General features: G+C 44.3%; 16 protein-coding genes and 1 pseudogene. 2 read left to right on the forward strand and 15 right to left on the reverse strand.

The window, feature by feature from the left end; all coding sequences use genetic code 11:
• Positions 1-26: 26 nt before the first annotated feature.
• From ctaG to coxB, 5 genes are all read right to left on the reverse strand, one after another.
• Positions 27-923: a cytochrome c oxidase assembly factor CtaG gene (gene ctaG, locus AC1DOV_RS25900; protein WP_441882640.1), complete on the reverse strand. Its 897-nt coding sequence runs from the start codon at positions 921-923 to the stop codon at positions 27-29.
• Between the two features lie 91 nt (positions 924-1,014).
• A complete protein-coding gene (locus AC1DOV_RS25905) occupies positions 1,015-1,332 on the reverse strand; it encodes a cytochrome C oxidase subunit IV family protein (protein WP_076267149.1) in 318 nt (105 codons plus the stop codon).
• A gap of 3 nt (positions 1,333-1,335) precedes the next feature.
• The gene (locus AC1DOV_RS25910) at positions 1,336-1,953 is read right to left on the reverse strand and encodes a cytochrome c oxidase subunit 3 (protein WP_076267150.1); all 618 of its coding nucleotides are present in this window, start codon (positions 1,951-1,953) and stop codon (positions 1,336-1,338) included.
• A complete protein-coding gene (ctaD, locus tag AC1DOV_RS25915; protein WP_076267396.1) occupies positions 1,950-3,797 on the reverse strand; it encodes a cytochrome c oxidase subunit I in 1,848 nt (615 codons plus the stop codon). Before ctaD ends, AC1DOV_RS25910 begins: the two co-directional genes overlap by 4 nt.
• Before the next feature lie 74 nt (positions 3,798-3,871).
• Positions 3,872-4,924, reverse strand: coding sequence for a cytochrome c oxidase subunit II (coxB, locus tag AC1DOV_RS25920; protein ID WP_076267151.1), 1,053 nt, complete (start codon positions 4,922-4,924; stop codon positions 3,872-3,874).
• Between the two features lie 368 nt (positions 4,925-5,292).
• Here coxB and AC1DOV_RS25925 point away from each other — a divergent pair, with 368 nt between their 5' ends.
• The gene (locus AC1DOV_RS25925) at positions 5,293-6,021 is read left to right on the forward strand and encodes a YhcN/YlaJ family sporulation lipoprotein (RefSeq protein WP_441882643.1); all 729 of its coding nucleotides are present in this window, start codon (positions 5,293-5,295) and stop codon (positions 6,019-6,021) included.
• Between the two features lie 80 nt (positions 6,022-6,101).
• Here AC1DOV_RS25925 and AC1DOV_RS25930 read toward each other — a convergent pair.
• A pseudogene (locus tag AC1DOV_RS25930) lies at positions 6,102-6,824 on the reverse strand (aldo/keto reductase); the annotation flags it as partial.
• 130 nt (positions 6,825-6,954) lie between these two features.
• Here AC1DOV_RS25930 and AC1DOV_RS25935 point away from each other — a divergent pair.
• On the forward strand, positions 6,955-7,287 hold the full coding sequence (locus AC1DOV_RS25935) for a winged helix-turn-helix transcriptional regulator (RefSeq protein WP_076267153.1): 333 nt from the start codon (positions 6,955-6,957) through the stop codon (positions 7,285-7,287).
• 1 nt (position 7,288) lies between these two features.
• Here the strand turns inward: AC1DOV_RS25935 and AC1DOV_RS25940 are convergent, their stop codons facing one another.
• From AC1DOV_RS25940 to AC1DOV_RS25980, 9 genes are all read right to left on the reverse strand, one after another.
• On the reverse strand, positions 7,289-8,161 hold the full coding sequence (locus AC1DOV_RS25940; RefSeq protein ID WP_441882645.1) for a DUF421 domain-containing protein: 873 nt from the start codon (positions 8,159-8,161) through the stop codon (positions 7,289-7,291).
• Positions 8,162-8,606: 445 nt separating this feature from the next.
• Positions 8,607-9,344 carry a GTP cyclohydrolase II gene (locus AC1DOV_RS25945; protein WP_441882647.1) on the reverse strand — a complete coding sequence of 246 codons (738 nt, stop codon included), beginning with the start codon at positions 9,342-9,344 and terminating at the stop codon, positions 8,607-8,609.
• A gap of 100 nt (positions 9,345-9,444) precedes the next feature.
• A complete protein-coding gene (locus tag AC1DOV_RS25950; protein ID WP_477551375.1) occupies positions 9,445-11,208 on the reverse strand; it encodes a glycoside hydrolase family 2 protein in 1,764 nt (587 codons plus the stop codon).
• A 38-nt stretch (positions 11,209-11,246) separates the two neighbouring features.
• Complete coding sequence (locus AC1DOV_RS25955; protein ID WP_477551370.1) at positions 11,247-13,721, reverse strand: family 43 glycosylhydrolase; 2,475 nt, start codon at positions 13,719-13,721, stop codon at positions 11,247-11,249.
• A 3-nt stretch (positions 13,722-13,724) separates the two neighbouring features.
• Entirely contained in the window at positions 13,725-14,561 is an 837-nt protein-coding gene (locus AC1DOV_RS25960) for a carbohydrate ABC transporter permease (protein WP_441882653.1), read from the reverse strand.
• 40 nt (positions 14,562-14,601) lie between these two features.
• Entirely contained in the window at positions 14,602-15,495 is an 894-nt protein-coding gene (locus tag AC1DOV_RS25965) for a carbohydrate ABC transporter permease (protein WP_076267158.1), read from the reverse strand.
• A gap of 58 nt (positions 15,496-15,553) precedes the next feature.
• Positions 15,554-16,930 (reverse strand): ABC transporter substrate-binding protein, encoded by a 1,377-nt coding sequence (locus AC1DOV_RS25970; RefSeq protein ID WP_477551371.1) that lies wholly within the window; start codon positions 16,928-16,930, stop codon positions 15,554-15,556.
• 164 nt (positions 16,931-17,094) lie between these two features.
• Positions 17,095-18,153: a GntR family transcriptional regulator gene (locus AC1DOV_RS25975; RefSeq protein ID WP_477513011.1), complete on the reverse strand. Its 1,059-nt coding sequence runs from the start codon at positions 18,151-18,153 to the stop codon at positions 17,095-17,097.
• A 548-nt stretch (positions 18,154-18,701) separates the two neighbouring features.
• A partial coding sequence (locus tag AC1DOV_RS25980) for an extracellular solute-binding protein (RefSeq protein WP_477551372.1) occupies positions 18,702-19,396 on the reverse strand: 695 nt, incomplete at its 5' end.

The following is a 19,396-nucleotide window of genomic DNA, read 5'->3' on the forward strand; positions in this document are numbered from 1 at the left end:
ACCTAATGTTCGTTAAATAATTGGTATTAAGCTGTTCCTGTATTCGTATTCGGCAATTCATCGTCCTTATGCTCACGCTTGAACCATTGCTTGAATATATACGCCAATATAATGCCATACATAATTTCCTGCACGAACTTCATGACGATTCCGCCAAGCTGCTGGTCTTCAACTACGTCCATAATATTAAAAAATTGCGGACCGCTAAAGCTCTCCAGCAAACGGCTCGGATCACCCGATACACAGTACCCCATCGCTGTAACCCAAACATTAGGATCGCTATAAATCGCATACATAGACGTTTTGGCAAAAATAATTAAAGCACAAGCTGGTGTCAGAAGCATGCCGTTCGCAAACACATAAGCCATTCTCTTCACATCGCTAAGTCTGCTCCACTCTGGAACAGGTGAGGCAATCTGCCACCACATCATAAACGACGTTACAAGCAAAATAAAATAATAAAGACGATGCACAGAGAAGTGCGTCATCACATAGTCATGGACAATTGGGACATGATAAACCGAGAACAAAATATTAAACAACAAAAGACAAATAATAGGATGCATCATGAAGCTCAGTTTTTTCCAAAACGGAGCGGAGAACATTTTTCGCCATAAGAAGCTTGGAACTCCAAGCAATACTAGCGGCGGTACAACTAAATAAGATACTGACATATTGACCATATGAAATGTAAACATAAGGTGACCTAATAGATTTAAAGGTCCTCCGTGAACCATATAAAACATAATTGCAGCCGAAACAAACATAAACTTCTGAAGCTTTGTCGCTGCATCAGCCTCAGGAGCATTCTTCTCACGCCATGGTCCAATTAAGTAGTAATATAGAATGACAATTGCGGCCATTCCGAATAGAAACATGGGGGTCCACAATTCCTCGAAGCGAAAATATTGTAAGCCAAGCATCGTGGAAACTCCTTTCAATTACGCTAGCTTTTTTACAAAAGAGGAGGGACCCAAGCCTCGGGACCCTCCTCTCCTCCAATAGTTAAATCGGTTACCACCAAGCCCAGTATTCAGCCATAATGACACATGTGAAGACGATGAATACACCAGTCAAAATCCCAATAATTGCGAAAGTATGACCACGGTCTTTCATGTGCATCCAGAATGCCATTTGTACGAACACTTGCAATACCGCTAAGCCGATCAAAATGATGTAGATAAAATCTTTGTTGATTTCTCCGCTTATTACAGTCGCGAATGCGATGAACGTAAGCAAGATCGAGAAAATAAACGCGATAATATGCTTCTTAGGTCCTTCGACCTTATGACGCTTGGGGCTTTCCTCAGTGGCTGTATGATTGCTTGCCATGGATTAAACCACCTTTCCCATCAAGTAAACGACGGTGAAAATGAATACCCATACAACATCGATAAAGTGCCAGTACATACCAGCAACATATACTTTCGGTGCTGTTACTACAGTCAAGCCTTTTCTTGCTAATTGAATAATAATCAATGTGATCCATGTAATACCAAAAGCAACGTGTGCTCCGTGGAAGCCTACCAGCGTATAGAACGAGGAGCTGAATGCGCTCGTTGTAAAGCCGTGGCCTTCATGTACATAGTGCCAGAACTCGTAAATTTCAAGAGCAAGGAAACCTGCGCCAAGAATGACCGTAATAATCAGCCAGTTAATTAACGCCTTCACTCTGTTTGTATGCAGCGCATGAACAGCGAACACGCTTGTTAAGCTTGACGTAAGCAAGAGTGCTGTCGCAAGCGCAACGAGTGGAAGCTGGAACAATTCATGTGCTGGCGGTCCATCAAGGACTTGATTCCGTAGTGCTAGGAACGCTGAGAACAACGTTCCGAACAATACAGTTTCTCCGCCAAGGAAAAGCCAAAAGCCTAATACTTTATTGCGTCCCTCGAGGGTCGCCTTTTCGGGCTCATGAGGCAATTGCCCCTCTACATGCGAATGCGCACTCATGCTTTACCCCCCATATCTCTAAGGATTTCTTCTTCTTCAATGTGGAAGCCGTGATCATCGATTACGGAACGAAGGAACATGCAACCGAACAAGATCAGCAAACCAACAATACCGAGAGCATAACCTGATTTGAATGATCCAAACAAGTTGCCCCAATCTTTAGCGTACATGAAACCTAAACCTGCGATAAACAATCCAAATCCCATGAAGAAAGGCAGGATCGAAGGAGAAGGCATATGAATTGGACCAATTGGCTCCGCAGGCGTCATGCCCTTGTGACCGTCCGTTTTTTCTTTCCAGTATGCATCATAGCCGCGTACAAGCGGTGTTTGAGCAAAGTTGTATTCAGGAGGTGGCGATGGAATCGTCCACTCTAGAGTACGACCGTCTTCCCATGGATCAGCTGGTGCATTTTGTGGTTTGAAAGCTGTGATAACAACGTTCAGCAAGAAGAAAATTGTACCAAAGCCCATCAAGAATGCGCCTACTGTACTGATCATGTTCATTTCGTTGAAACCAAGACCGTCGAGATATGTCCAAATACGACGAGGCATACCTAGCAAGCCAAGGAAATGTTGAATAAAGAATGTTAAGTGGAAGCCAATAAAGAATGTCCAGAACGTCAATTTACCAAGTGTTTCATTCAGCATGCGTCCGAACATTTTTGGCCACCAGTAGTGAAGGCCTGAGAAAATACCCAGTACCAAACCACCTACGATAACATAGTGGAAATGCGCTACGACAAAATAAGAATCATGATATTGGAAGTCAGCAGGTGCTGCTGCCAGCATGACGCCGGTAACGCCGCCCATTACGAAGGTTGGTATAAATCCGACAGCGAACAAGTTAGCTGTCGTGAATTTAATGGAACCGCCCCACATCGTAAATAGCCAGTTAAAAATTTTGATACCTGTTGGAACCGCGATAAGCATCGTTGCAATGGAGAACAGCGCATTCGCAACTGGTCCAAGACCAACCGTGAACATGTGATGCGCCCAAACCATGAAGCCCAAAAAGCCGATCAGGATTGTAGCGAATACCATCGAGCTGTAACCGAACAAACGCTTACGTGAGAATGTACTTATTACCTCGGAAATAACGCCGAAGGCCGGCAAGATGAGGATATAAACCTCAGGATGCCCGAATATCCAGAAAATATGCTCCCATAGGACCGCGTTACCGCCGCCAGAAGGATCAAAGAAATTTGCATCAAACAATCTGTCGAACATGAGTGCCGCTAGACCAACTGCCAAAGCAGGGAATGCGAACAGGATTAGCGCCGAAGTAATGAACGCAGCCCATGTGAACATCGGCATACGCATGAACGTCATGCCTGGTGCACGCATGTTAATAATCGTTACGAGGAAGTTAATACCCCCGATAAGTGTTCCGATACCAGCTATTTGCAAACCTAGTACATAATAGTCAACGCCGTGATCGCCGTTATAGGTCGTCCCCGCGAGCGGTGCATATGATGTCCAGCCTGCATCTGGAGCGCCGCCAGTAAACCAGCTCACGTTAAGCAAAATACCGCCGAACAAGAATGTCCAGAAGCCTAATGAGTTAACGAAAGGGAAGGCTACGTCGCGCGCGCCGATTTGAAGCGGTATAACCGCATTCATTAAGGCGAATAAAAGCGGCATCGCTGCAAGGAAGATCATCGTCGTTCCGTGCATGGTTAAAAGCTCATTATATGTATCCGCGCTAACAAAGTTATTTAGCGGCTTCCACAATTGAACCCGAATCAAAATCGCTTCCAAACCACCGACAAGGAAGAAAAAACCGCCGGCAATCATATACAATATTCCGATTTTTTTATGGTCAACCGTAGTCAGCCAGTCCATCAGACCGCTGTAACGTTTGACCTTATGCGTATGCGCATGAGCCAAAGTAGGTACCTCCTTCAATCACCGATAAATTATTGTTCGTAGTTAAGCTTCAATTCAGATAAGTATTTAGCAATACCTTCAATCTCTTGTTCAGTCAAATCTTCGATTTTACCCATTTGGTTGCCCGGTTTAACTTCGTCCGGGTTTTTGATCCAACGGTGCAAGTTGTCGTATACTGAACCTTCATTGGAATATTGCGGATCATCGGTGTTAACAAGTATACCCCCGACAGTCTCACGGCTTCCGATACCTGTCAAGTTAGGATAAGCAGGTCCGCCCAAATCACCCACTGCGTGGCAAGATAGACATTTGCTTTCAAATGCTTTAGCAATTGCCGGATCGCTTGGAAGCGCTACAGGTTCTTTAAGTGCAGCTACCCAACGATCAAATGACGACTCGTCCACTGATTTAACTTTAAAGTCCATCAAACCATGTGAAGGTCCGCAAAGCTCAGCACATTTACCCAGGTAAACGCCTTCTTTTGGTGCAGAGAAGTACATTTTATTTACGTTTGCACCAGGGTTGGTATCGATTTTCCCAGCAAGCGATGGAATCCAGAATGAGTGAAGCACATCTGCGGATTTCGCTGTGATGGAGATCGTCTTACCTTTTGGAATAATAAGCTCTTGTGCAGTCTTGATTCCGTAAGCTGGGTATTCAAACTCCCACCAGTATTGGTGTGAAGTAACGATGACCTGAACCGCTTCCGGATCTTTGCTGTAGTCTTTAGCAAGATTAAATACGGATTGAACGGTTGGAACACCCAAAATGATAAGCATGATGATTGGAATTACTGTCCAAATAATCTCAAGCTTATGATTTCCTTCCACCTGCTTAGGAATTGTTTTGTCTCCTGGACGTCTGCGGAAACGAATAATTACAAACAAAGAAATCGCAAATACGGCAACAATCACGATCAACATGATTCCAATTGCCAGCTTCATCAGCCCGAATTGTTCTTCCGCTACAGGTCCCTGAGGATTCAGCGTCGACAAATCGCTCCGCCCGCAAGCCGCTAGTACTAGCACCATCATGGCCATAAGCGGCGCAAGCCGTTTTACAAATCGCCACCGTTTCATCATTAATCAACCCCACTTTTGACGTTTTCGCAGCTGCCTAATTTTCACGTGGCATACGGCTGGCTGCGTGTTTCACAGATGTTATTACAACTCCTGCAACTTAAATCACTTTATTAAATATAAAGTTGAAGCCCCTATTTGTCAATGTTCCACAGAGAGTTCACAAATTGTTCTCAAAGCTGTCAAATTCGCATCATTACTGCGTTTTTTCGCATGATAAACTGTCTTGTTTAGCCCGTCTGCATGGCATTCTCTCTATCCTACATTGTGCACCAAACCCATGGTCAATTATGTATGCTTGCAAAAACGTATATTTACGGAGCCGCGGCAAAAACTAAAGCCATTATCGTATGAATGGGGGTCCGTTCTTTATGGTTAAACGAATTGCCGCATTGCTGTTGTCGGCAGTCATGATAACAACTTCAGCCGGCTGTGCCTACAAACAGTATGCTCAGCAAAGCGACACCGATTATGGAAGCCGTCAAGCTAACGATCCGAAGATGCTCGGCGGCAGAGCTTATGGCAAGGCGACCAACAATGCTGACCAGCATAATAATTCATTTTTTGAATACAGCTCCGTCATCTCCCGCAAAGTAACTGATCTAAACGGCATAGCTTCCGCAATCGTTATGCTGACAGACAAAAATGCTTATGTCGGTTTAATGCTTGATTGGACCGCAGTTGGTACTCGGAATTCAGGCGGCAAAAGCGAGCAAGACAATACAGGTACTAGTGATGGCGTATATAACCATGATACAGGCAGTCCGTATGGCAACAGCAAGATCCTTGTATCACCGTACAACTCCTATTTCTCAGTCAACGATGTTAATGATTTGTCGGATGAACTTAAGCAGACTGTCGCTCTTAGAGTTCGCGAGCTGGCTCCAGCTGTACAAGAAGTTCATATTTCAGCCAATATGGAGTTCGTAAATTACTTCAACGATTTTGCCAAGGAAGCATGGGGCGGACGATCCTTAATGCCACATATCGATAAATTCAATACCGTAGTGAAATATCATTTTGCCGGTGGAAAGGATATGCCCCCTCCAATTACACAACCAGGCACCTACAGCCCATCCGAGACTCAAATGAATCATTAAAAAAAATCGCTTCTATTATATATATAGCAAAAAGGCACTTCTCTCGAAGAGCCTTTTTGCTATTTCTATCATTTTGCTTTTTAACGCATCGGAGCAAAGCCGCTGATTTCTGCCAAGATTGCTTCAGTTTGTGATAGCAGCTCATCTGACAGTTCAATGTCTACAGACTTTATGTTTTCTTCGATTTGAGCCGGTCGGCTCGAACCGATAATAGCTGAGCTCACATTCGGCTGGCGAAGCACCCATGCTAATGCAAATTGTGACAATGATGCTCCAATCGTTGCAGCCAGCTGCTCCAGTTTCTCTGCAACCTGCAGTACATCTTCTCGCAAATAACTGTTAATGATGCCATTTGTCTTATCATTTGCAGCACGACTGCCTGCCGGCACGGCTTGGCCTGGCTTGTACTTACCTGTTAAAATCCCTTGTGCAAGCGGTGAGAAAACAACCTGCCCCATGCCTTCTTGCTCACAAGCTTCGATAACGCCCCGTTCAATATACCGCTCAAACATATTGTAAATCGGTTGATTCGAAATAAGCTTCCGGAGGTTAAGACGTTTCCCTATCGCTGCAGCATCCGTAATTTGCGCAGCTGTCCACTCGCTGACCCCTGCATAAAGCACCTTCCCTTGTGCCGTCAAATCATCGAGTGCCCGCAAAGTCTCCTCAACCGGCGTTTCCGAATCAAAGCGGTGGCATTGATAAAGATCTATATAATCAGTACCCAAACGCTTCAAGCTTGCATCACATTGCTCGACGATATGTTTTCTAGAAAGTCCGCGATCATTTAGTCCTGAATCGATTTACTCCGCTCTTCATCTGTAGTCTATAGTACAACTTTCTATTATTAAAGTAGTGAATGTTTTTTCACTTTATTATCTTATATATACATACTATACTATTGGTAGCAGATAGCAGAGAGGGGAATTGTCGATGAGTGCACATAATTACATTCCGAAGGAACCGCTCCATATCGAATGTAATATTGAGAAGACATTAGATGTGATCGGCGGTAAATGGGCTTTTTTAGTGCTGAGAGAACTTTTTTGCGGCACCAAAAGATTCGGAGAAATACAGAGGCTTATTCCGGCGGTTAGTCCTCGTGCATTAACAAGCACGCTCCGTCATCTCGAGGATAAGGGCGTGCTTGAACGCAAGGTTTTCCCAACCGTGCCCGTTACCGTCGAATACACACTGACACCTAAGGGCGAGGACTTGCATCATATTTTAAAAGAGATGAAGCTTTGGTCGGCTAGATGGACATAGGCTAATGCTTCAACAGCTGATCAGGCAGTGACTTTGTGCTTGCTTGAAAGCGATCAATTGCAGTCTGATAAACGCGTCGATCGCTTTCATTACGAGACAATCGTTCAAGTCGAATCAGCTCCGCCTCAAACTGCTCAATCAACATAATAACACGATCCTTGGGTTTGGATTGTTGACTATTTTGCGGCTGCTTGCTCTCTTCGCCGGTATCGATAAGCAGCTCGCCATTGCTGTCAATTTGGGCAAAAAATACTTCTGATTCCTTCACATTTCGCTTTTCCAGCTCATGCAGCAGCCATTGCCGGTCATGTCCTAAATTCGCAAGCACCTCATCCTGTATATCCCCATCCATCAAAACGGTCATTGCCTCTCGCTCATTCGGCACCTGCCAGCCAAGCGTATCCGGCGTTAAAGGCTGATAGGCTTTCTTCAACAGCACATTGACTTCACCGCTTGATTCCATAACAGCAAACTCCACGTCGGCTACACGGTATACATCCTTTTTGCGCAATTGCTCGAGCATCTCATCCAAGGTCAACCGTTCCTTGTGCAAGCTTTCTTTGAGCAGCTGGCCATCTTTAATTAGCACAGTACCTTTTCCGTCAATAAAGTCACGAGCCTTCTTGCTTTTTATGGTCAAAAATTCCATTCCGACCGACACACTAACCCAAACCGCTAATGATACCAGTCCCAAAAACCATAAATTGTCGAGATCAAGCGAGATATATGCGGCAATATTACCGATAGATATACCTGTTATGTACTCGAACAGCGACAGCTGAGAAATTTGGCGTTTTCCCAAAACCTTCGTAAGCGCAAATAAAATAGTGATGGCCGCTAACGTTCGCAGTACAATTTCAATCCAACTTGGCATTTTACTTCCCCCTTCCATTTCTAGAGTATCCAGAAAGGAAAAAGTCATTCGCTGTAATTTGTTGTTGCATTTAAATATAATATGTAGTATGATAATGGGAATGTATAATATTTAACCCCATAACATCCCCAGTAAGATTCAATGATTTCCTCAGATTTTGATTTCTTTGCTGTTAATTCCAAACCTGTTACGTGATGTATTTCTGATTCACACTGGCGCGGTCATCGGAGCCGCGAGGACGGAAGAGAGGTAGGGCTTTCGTTGTTTTAGGATGCGAGTTTAAGACAACTTGGTACACATGCTGTTTGCTGTTAACAAGGGGACCCAGTACGGCCTTTCTTATAAGAAGAAGAGGTCCGGTTAAATATATGATACAAACAAGGGCTGTCCGGCTAGCGCATTTATGTGCTACCTGGGCAGCCCTATCCAATTTTTTAACCTTTAATTATTCATTAGGACAACCGCTTGCTGCAAAATGACCCGAACGATTCACTTTTGTCGCGAGATACCTCTCATTATGCTCCGATCGATCTCCCCAAAGCGGAATACGATTTTTCACATCAAGTCCCGCCGCCTGCAGTGCATCCAGCTTCTTCGGATTATTCGTAATGAGCGACACTGGTTTCTCACGAAGTGCTTTCAATACGAGTATCGCATCACTATAACTGCGAGCGTCATCCACAAAGCCAAGCTCCTCATTCGCCTCTACGGTGTCATAACCCTTCTCTTGCAGTAAATAAGCCATCGCTTTGCTAAACAAACCGATTCCTCTTCCTTCATGATTGGCCAAATAAAACAATGCGCCTGTACCCTTTTCCACAATCATGTGCATTGATTCATGCAGCTGATAACCGCAATCACAACGTTTGCTGCCAAAAATATCGCCCGTATGACAAATGCTGTGCATTCGAATCCACGCCTCATCTGCCTGTTCGAAATCGCCATACACCAGCACGCTTGATTGCTGCATTTCTGCTAAATTAATCGACGAAAGCTTCTTGATGATTTGCTCCGCATCGTCAAGCTGCTCTTTGCAGAGCAGCCAACAATACCATTGAAAAATTGCCTCGCCTTCATCAAGCTTCACCGGAAGTTGAATGGGACCGACTAAATAAATAGTGCCATTATCGCTTTCAATCACTTTTATCTTCTGATCAACTATAGATACTGCTTCTTTAAACATATCGCAATGCTCCTGACCTGTTCATAGTCTTTGTTTCGACTATTATGTTCGGTAAGTACATTAGCTATGCTAAGTGCCGTTTACAGCATTGGAATGTCGCTTATAGAACTGGGATCATTCCTTTGTTTAACTCTCGGTAGGTTTCAATAGGAAGCTTCGGTTCTCGCTCGAAGGACAGCAGGCCATTTTTCTCCTGCTCAACATCCGTTAACTGCGTATAACAATAACCTTGCAGTCCGCCAGCTGCTATAATCGGACGCATCACGGCCACTAAACGGTTCAAGAAGTCCTGATCGTCTCTAGCCGAAGAATACCCCCAACCTACTTCATTATCCTTAATATACGAAATACCGCCGAACTCCGATAACTGCACCGGCTCGCCATTATAAGTGAACCCAGGCACAAGTATTTTTCTGCCTTGAGGATCACATTTGACGGACATTTCAGGCGTTGCATATCTACTTGCCAGTATCTGTTCATTGCTTTCGTAATCATGAACCGTGTAAATATCAGATTTCACATGCTCCCAACCATCGTTTGAGATAACAGGTCTTGTATCGTCGAGAGATTTGGTCAAATAATAAAGAGTAGAGGCATGGTGCTGCTGCCTTTTGTCTATTAATATATTTGGCGTTCCCCAGCTTTCATTAAGTGGTACCCACACAACGATACAAGGATGATTGTAATCACGGTGAACAGCCTCCTGCCATTCATTCATGATACGCGTCACGTATTGTTCAGAGTATTGATACGCATTGGCCATCTCGCCCCAAACGAGCAATCCAAGCTTATCGCACCAATACAAATAACGCGGGTCTTCAATTTTTTGATGTTTTCTCGCCCCGTTGAACCCCATTTGCTTGGTCAGCTCGACGTCCGTACGGAGCATTTCATCGCTTGGAGCTGTTAGCACACCACCTGGAAAATAACCTTGATCCAAAATTAGCTTCATATAATAAGGGCGATTGTTTAAGCAAATAACGCCATCCTCAATGGATATCTTTCTCATGCCGAAATAGCTTTTGACATGATCCAATTCTCGTTCTCCATCAAGCAGCATAAATTCAACGTCATACAAGTTTGGCTTCTCCGGCGACCACCAGCGGCCAAGCCCATGATCATTAAAATCATGAAGCTTGATAGAGACCTCCTCTTCCTGCTCCATAACACGAATAACATCCTCAGCGATTAATTCACCTTCAAACGATATTTTAATGCTGAGTCGCAAGCCATGATATAATTCCGTTCCCTTAATAAAGCTGCGAATATGAATTTTATTATGATCGATATCCGGCGTCAATCTCACTCGGCTCACATGTGCTTGATTGACAGCCTCCATCCAAACCGTTTGCCAAATCCCAGTCGTTCGCGTGTAGAAAACTTGCTCTGACTGCTCCTTCCAATACTGCTTCCCTCTGGGCAGCGTGACGTCTTTACTATAATCTTGTGCACGCACGACTATGCTATTGGGGCCTATTGCATTCAACACAGCAGTAATATCCGCATGAAATGGGGTGTGGCCTCCCTCATGACTTGCTACTAAATGTCCATTTACCCATACCTTTGCTTCATAATCAACAGCACCGAAATGGAGAATGATTCGTTTCCCTGCATACTCCGTTGGAACCTCAATACTTTTACGATACCATACGATATCGTGAAACGATTTTTCATTAATGCCGCTTAACTCGCTTTGGTAACAAAATGGCACCTGAATCTTGCGATCAAACTGTTTTCTCTCGAACCATTTATTATCACAACCTGCGTTTGAGTCATCATACTCAAATTCCCATTCCCCGTTCAGGTTTAACCAGGATGATCGCTCAAATTGCGGTCTTGGATATTCATTTCGTATTGCATCCATCATGTTCCCACTCCAGTCCTATTGCTTATGCTTATATATTATTTTTTTAGCGGATTTATCATTAAATGGTTGAACAACATTGTTGATCGTTCTGACCGAATGCCTACCTTGCCATGCAAAAATGGATAAGGGTCCGTATAATTAATAACTGGAGTTGAGCCATCCCCCAGAAATACTTTTAGGTTCCCGTCTTTTGCAACAACTCTGAACGAATAGGCTTTACCGGTTTCCAGTTCTGCGCTTTCACTAGCTACTAAATTGGAATCATAGTTCATCCGATTCAAAGTCAGCTGCGAAGAAGAAATACCGATGTAATAGCCCATGACTGCATCCCTAACCTGAGCCGGATGGTAGGATTCATTGGAAGCTCGAACAAAAACGCCTCCGATATCCGTTTCTGCATTCAACTGCACATCAAACGCCAGCTCATAATTGTCCCAATTGTCACTGCCCGCAAACAACATGTCATCATCTATGCCGCTGCCGCTATAATCATCCTCCGATTGTCCAAACAGCCCCATTCCCGTTTGAAAGGATAATGAATGGAACGGCTGCTCCTTATCCAGCAGGTCTATAGCAAACAGCTCAAAGGAATGCACTTCCACTGGTCCAGCTTTCAGCTCTATCTTAAGCTCATGAAAACCTGCCGCAATTTCGATTGTTCCAATTCGAAGCTTCGCTGTGCCTTCTACAAAGGCTGGGTCATCGGCTTTGATCTTCGTCTTCACGGCTTCGCCGCCGTTAATTGACCATTCCAAGACAACATCCTTCTCCGGCTTTTTAAGCGTTAAGCCGATCCCGTATTTCGCATGATCCTTCACATTCAGCTTGTATTTCAACCAGTCACCGCCTTGCAGCAGGCTCACGGAATAACTGCCGTCATCCAGCTTGCGAATCGGTACACCGTCTGCTTTTCTAAAATCACTGATCTCGGATGACTTCTGCTCCAAATGAAAACCCCGATCAGCTTCCTTCAAATAATGGACCGCTTCAATTTCCCCAGGCACAGGCTTATAGGCCTCAAAATCACTGCTGCCGCCTGCTTCATTCGTAAAGGCTGTATATTCATAAATTGGCTGCGACTGATTGGCGATATAGCCAATTTTCCCGCCGCTCGGCTTAGTTGTATGCTCCTCTATCTTTTTCATTCCATCGAAGAAGACAAGAACGCTGTCATCACGCTGCTCAACACGAATCGTATGCAGCTTCGAGTAATCAAATTCATTAGGAAGCAGTGCTTGTGCAAGCTGTTTCTCTGATCCATTTTGAACCGTTACATACCCAATCTCATGTTTGCCTGGCCACAGCTTGATTGCTGAATAATTAGCTTCATCTGCATAAGAGAATACAGCTGCAATCGTACCGCTATCCACTGCACTGTCCGAAAGATTCAATCGGAAGTTAAATTCCGCAATAAAGGCATCTTCCGTCGAAAGTTTACTTAGCGCCTTTTGTTCAGCCGCGGACGATGATTCATCCCATTGTTCTGAAGAAATGCCGTCAGTGAGCCAGCTATATAATGAAGGCATTGCCGGCGCAGGCTGCATATGATCATGAGATGGACCAAAAACAACCAGCTTATCACCGTTATAGGCAAGTCGATCAATGTTCAATTCACGTACTGGCGGGCCTTCAGAAGAATGTCCAACCAGATTATGATAAGTCAAATAATAAGAGTCCATATCCGGCCCAAGCACTGTTGCACTATGGCCAAGCCCTTTAAATTCATCCTTTACGCTGATGACAATCGGATTGTTTGCAGGAATCGTATAATCGCCGACAGGCCCATCCTTGGATACTGCGTAGTTCACCCGATAACCGTTGCTAAATACGTGATTGCCCGTATATGTCATATAATAAAGGCCATTTCTCTTCCAGATCATTGAACCTTCTGTCCAATGTCCAAGAAATGCATTAGTCGTTACGCCAACATCAATCGTTAATGGATCTGGCATTTCATGCGCAACGATGCCTTGCGTGCCTGCATTCGTAAAATACCATTTCCCGTCATCGTCAATAAAAACAGAGCCATCGATAGAATTTCCGAGATTTCCGGTTTTGACGACGAAAGGGCCCGTTGGGCTGTCGCTTTGCAGCACATAATGCCCTTGGCCTGCCGGGGATGTATATAGGTAGAAGCTGCCATTCCAGTAAAAGACTTCAGGTGCATAAGCCCCAGTCGTAATGGGGTCTTCAGTAACTAGCCCTTCATATTTCCAATCCACTAAATTTTCGGAGCTCCAAGCTTTAATGCCCGGACGAAAGTCCTTTGTACTGCAATACAAATAAAACCTACCGTTGTAACGCATGATGAAAGGATCACCGATCCCGTAATCCTCCCACTCTTGCTCCAGCTTCAACGAATTTGTATACAATTTAGCATCCTCCTTCAACAGTACGACTGCTTTTTCTTCTGGCGTGGACTTGCAGCCACTTAACATGACTACCATGCATACAACGAGGAAGGCGACAAGCTTCGTCGCCCTCATTTGTGTAAGGTTAAAATATCTCATGCGCTAACCTTTTAAGCCGCTAATCGCCATAGACTCGATAAAGTAGCGTTGGCAGAAAAAGAATACAAGAATGACCGGAACCATCGATATAATCGATGCTGCCAAGATTACCGGATAGTTAGAAGATCCCATATATTGTGATTGCATAGAAGCAATAAGAACTTGAATGGTTTGTTTCTGCGGGGAGCTTAAATAAATAAGCGGTCCCATAAAATCATTCCAAATGCCCATAAAGCTTAACGCTGCTTGAGCTGCAATCGCAGGTTTTGCAACCGGCAGTGCAATGGTCCAGAAGGTACGGAAGAAACCGCTGCCGTCCAGCTTCGCTGCTTCCACCAGCTCATTCGGCAAACCTCCCGCCAAGTATTGGCGCAGGAAGAAAATAACGACGATATTGCCAAATAACCCGGGTACGATAAGCGGCAAAAGCGTATCCGTCCAATTAATTGACGAGAAGCCAATAAACTGAGGAATCATAACGACGGAAAAAGGAATCATCATCGTGCCAAGCAAGGATAGAAAAATAGCATCTTTAAACGGAAATTCAATCTTAGCGAATGCATATGCCGCCATTGTTGAAACGAATATTCCAATGACAAGTACAAAGACGACAATAATCATGCTATTCATAAAACCGCTTAGCAACGGAGAATCATTCCAAGCCGTTACATAGTTTTTGAATGTAGCTGGGTCTGGAATCCATTTAGGCGGAATTTCAAAAACGTTGCGTTGATCTTTTAATGAAGTAGATATCGTCCATACGAACGGCGCCAGCATAATAATAGAGCCGATACATAGAATTAATGCCACCCAAAGGTTTGTTAGTCGTTTCTGTTGCATTTGAAATCAAACTCCCCTCGCAAACTGTAACGGTAAAAGATTAATCGTTGTACACCCATTTTTTCGATAAACGGAACTGAAGGAGTGTAACGATGAAAATAATAATGCCAAGAACCCAAGCCACTGAGCTGGCATAACCCATATTAAAATACTTGAACGCATTTTCGAAAATATAAAATACTACGGTTGCCGCACTATACTCCGGCCCCCCGTCGCCTGCCAATACGTAAATTTGGCTAAACGATTGGAACGCGCCGATAACGCCCATGACAATAACGAAAAAATGAATGTTCGTCAGCAGTGGAATGGTAATTAACCGCAGTTTCTGGAATGCACTCGCGCCATCCACTTCAGCTGCCTCGTAATAGGACGACGAAATCGATTGCAGCCCGGCTAAATAAAGAACCATCGTACCGCCAACGCCGCCCCATACTCCCATCAAAATCATGGAAGGTTTAATCCAATTTGCGTCACCTAACCAGTTAGGCCCTTCGATGCCGAACCAACTCCACATCGTTTGGTTGAGCAAACCAAAATCTTGATTCAATATCCATTGCCATAACAACGACACCGCAATAATGGGTGAAATGACTGGCAAGTAATAGATTGTCCGTAAAAACGAGATTCCTTTGAGCGGACGGTTCATCATAATAGCAAGCAAGAGTGCCACAATCATCCCAATGGGTATGCCAAGCATCATAAATACAGTATTAAAAAGTGATTTGTACACCTTCTCATCGTGAAAAACTTCGATATAGTTATCAAAACCTACAAACTCAGGCGGCGTAACCAAATCCCAAGATGTGAAGCTTAACCACGCGGAGTAAAGAAGCGGTGCGACTCCAAAAATGAGAAAGCCAAGCACTGGGGCCGCCACAAACAGGTAGGCCCATGCATATTCTTTGCGGATATAACTAGGTTTACTTTTCCTCATGCGTACACATCCTCGCACTAGCTATTCGTTATTTATGTTTATCATTCGAAACTTTAGTTTACTTATTTCCCTTGTCATACAACTCTTGAAGCTTCGGCTGCAATTCCTTCGCCCAGTCCGCAGCTGTCATCTTGCCGTCCCACACTTTGCCTGCCTCTTGCCACATCGTATCGATCCACTTCGTATCCTTTGAACCGAACTCAATTGGCGGATGACCGTAATCTTCAATAATATCAAGGAAAACTTGACGATTTGCTGGTGCTTTGTCATAAGCTACAAACTCGCCTTTTGCCATATCGATCAGGTTTGGCACCGCTTGCCCAAGCTCGTAGTTTTGCTTCTGTCCTTCTTTATCCAGTGCAAGGAATGCTGCTAAGTTAAATGCTTCTTGTGCATGCTTCGATTTGCTGGATACCGAGTAACCCATTGAGCCAACCCACGTCCCTGCTTTGCCTGTCTCCGGATTCACCGGCCATGCCGCAATATCCCATTCAAACGGCAAATCCCAAAATCCCGGTTGATCCCATGGTCCCATTGGGAACATGCCTACTTTGCCGGCTACAAATCGCGAGTACGAATTCATCGCTTTCTCATCCTCCGGCGACGGCGATACATTGTGCTTCAGGCGCAGGTCTGCTACCCATTGCATTGCTTTTGCGAATTCCGGTGTATCAATCGTTACTTTGCCTGTTGTATAGTCGATGAAGTCGCCTCCGCTTGCCCATACCGCGCCTTCCAGCGTAAAGTTGGCTCCGCCATAWATRTCGACTTTGCCATCGCCATTCTCATCCTTCGTCAGCTTCTTCGCTGCATCTAACCAGTTGTCCCATGTCCATTTGCCAACCTCTGCCGGCGGCAATTCGAGCCCAGCTTCAGTAAACATCGTTTTGTTGTAGGCCATTGCCCATGGACCTACGTCCTTCGGCAATCCGTACAAATCCCCTTGCCCGAGCTGCTTGCCATCAAAACGGTATCGATCTAGCGCTTGTTTCCATACGTTATCGGCTTGGAACAGCTCGGTCGTTTCTAGAAACGGCTGCAGGTTTTGAATCGTGCCTGCTTCGGCAAACTTATAAAACTGCGGGCCCGATACGTAAAATACGTCCGGTGTTTTGCCCGATGCAACCAGCGTAGACAGCTTCTGATTGTATTCAGCAGGCGGCACGCTTGTGTACTCTACCTTTACGTTCGGATATTTTGTTTCGTATGATTTGATCAGCTTGGCGAATATATCTTTCTCCTGCGGACTGCCATGACCCATAAACGAAATCTTTACTTTTTCTTGCGGTGCGTTTGTTGCTGCATCGCCTTTATTCCCCGTATTTCCATTTGCAGCAGAGCTGTTGCCATTTCCACCTGATGAACAAGCCGATAGCAGCATTCCAAAGCATAATAGCATTACAAGTCCAAGCTTCGCGGATAATTTGCTCTTCATTGCGGTTGTCGCCCCCTATGTTGTGTGAATACTTATTGCGCTCTGTAAGCGCTTAATCCAATGAATTCATTATAAATTATATTGTTATATGTTTATATACTGAATATAATATAAAAAATACCATGCGCTAAAAATCAGCACACGGTATTTTTATGTTCTATTAATTACATTTTGCAAAATTTTACGGGTACAACAATACGCTGCGGCTCGTACTCCCCTTGTAGCTGCGCATGAAGCAATTCAACGGTAACCTTGCAAATCTCGTCTTCATTTTGCTGCAAATACGATACATCCTGAAAATCAGGCCGGTCAAAACAAACGAGCTCGAGATCGTCAGGCACTAACTTCTTCAGCCTCTTCGCTGCGTAATAAGTATAGTTGGTCAACTCTACATTGACAACGAATGCTGCTGAAACCTCAGGGCGCTCACTCATAAAGGATTCAATAATGTGCTGCGCATTGCCGCTCGATATATCCTCAATTTTGAGAATACACCACAAATCCTTGTTAATCGGAAGTTTTTTGGCTAAATAAGCTTTTTCGAATCCGATCACTCTTTCTTCGGTCGCTGTATTCGTAATTTCAGGCGTGATAAGGGCAATATGCTCATGCCCGCTGTCGAGCAAATGAGTGATAGCCTGTTCCGTCCCATTCACATTATCCGAGCTGACGCTGTACGTGCGAATCTCTTTCAAAAAACGATCAATTAGCACATGCGGAAATTTATCGAGCGACAAGCGTAAAATGCTATCGTTGTATCGCTCCTCCTCCGTCGGAAATACAATTAATCCGCGTACACTTGCAGCGACCATCGATTCAATAGCTGCGCTTTCTTCAAGCTGCGACTCTCTCGTAATCCGTACCTGTAGGTTGTAGCCGCTGGCTGTTACGTACTTTTCGATTGAGTCCAGTATTTTCTGATCCACCTTCGTCTTCATGCACGGTAAAATAAGTCCGATAACGTCCCGCACATGGCTTGAAACATCTAAATCCTCAGCCGTCTCGCCATCCTGTCTTACGAACGTTCCCTTTCCTTGTACTCGAACGAGTACGCCTTCATCCGCTAAACCAATCAACGCGTTTTTACTCGTGATTTGGCTTACTCTATATTTGTCCGCAAGCTCCTTCTCGGAAGGGACACGATCTCCAGGACGCAATTTCCCAGCTTTGATTTGCCCTAAAATATCGACTTGAATTTGCTTATACAAAGGGAAATTTTTCATAACGACGTCCTCTCATTATATTAATATATTAATTATACTAAATTAATTTTATTTTGTCTGCAACGGAATAATTGGTGATCTTTTATAATGATGAGCGAGATCTCTTAGAGAATACAAAAGGCATAAACTTAAACCCCGATCATCTCAGTGAAAATTGATCTACGTTATCTAGAAGGACTGTTCCTCTCAGATTCAATTGTTGGTCTCGTCGGCTATGCACAATATCCACGAGTCATTTCTCTAACGAACTCTATTACGCTTATTATGTTGAAAACTACTTTTATTTCATTTTAACGAACCTGATTAACGTTATATCACGTTTTGTAAGGTGTCATGAGCTGCTTTTCTCAAAATAACGATTATGGAGTTCGTTACATTTTTAATCCATAATAAATGATTTAAATAAGACCTACTGGGTTCGTAAGCTATAGGTATGATACGTGGAAGGACATCGTTCTTCCTATGCTCATCAAAAAAACAGGGCTGTTCCAAAAGTAGAATAATCTACTTTAAGAACAACCCTTTAACCTCACTGTTGCATAATCCTATTATTTATTGCCCTTATCATACAACTCTTGAAGCTTCGGCTGCAATTCCTTCGCCCAGTCCGCAGCAGTCATCTTGCCGTCCCACACTTTGCCGGCCTCTTGCCACATCGTATCGATCCACTTCGTATCCTTCGAACCGAAATCAATTGGCGGATGACCGTAATCTTCAATAATATCAAGGAAAACCTGACGATTTGCTGGTGCTTTGTCATAAGCTACAAACTCGCCTTTTGCCATATCAATTAAGTTTGGAACTGCTTGCCCAAGCTCGTAGTTTTGCTTCTGTCCTTCTTTATCCAGCGCAAGGAATGCTGCTAAGTTAAACGCTTCTTGTGCATGCTTCGATTTGCTGGATACTGAGTACCCCATTGAGCCAACCCACGTCCCTGCTTTGCCTGTCTCCGGATTCACCGGCCATGCCGCGATATCCCATTCAAACGGCAAATCCCAAAATCCCGGTTGATCCCATGGTCCCATTGGGAACATGCCTACTTTGCCGGCTACAAATCGCGAGTAAGAATTCATCGCTTTCTCATCCTCCGGCGACGGCGATACATTGTGCTTGATGCGTAGATCTGCTACCCATTGCATTGCTTTTGCGAATTCCGGTGTATCAATCGTTACTTTGCCTGTTGTATAGTCGATGAAGTCGCCTCCGCTTGCCCATACCGCGCCTTCCAGCGTAAAGTTGGCTC

Source organism: Paenibacillus sp. 01T47 (assembly GCF_056398245.1).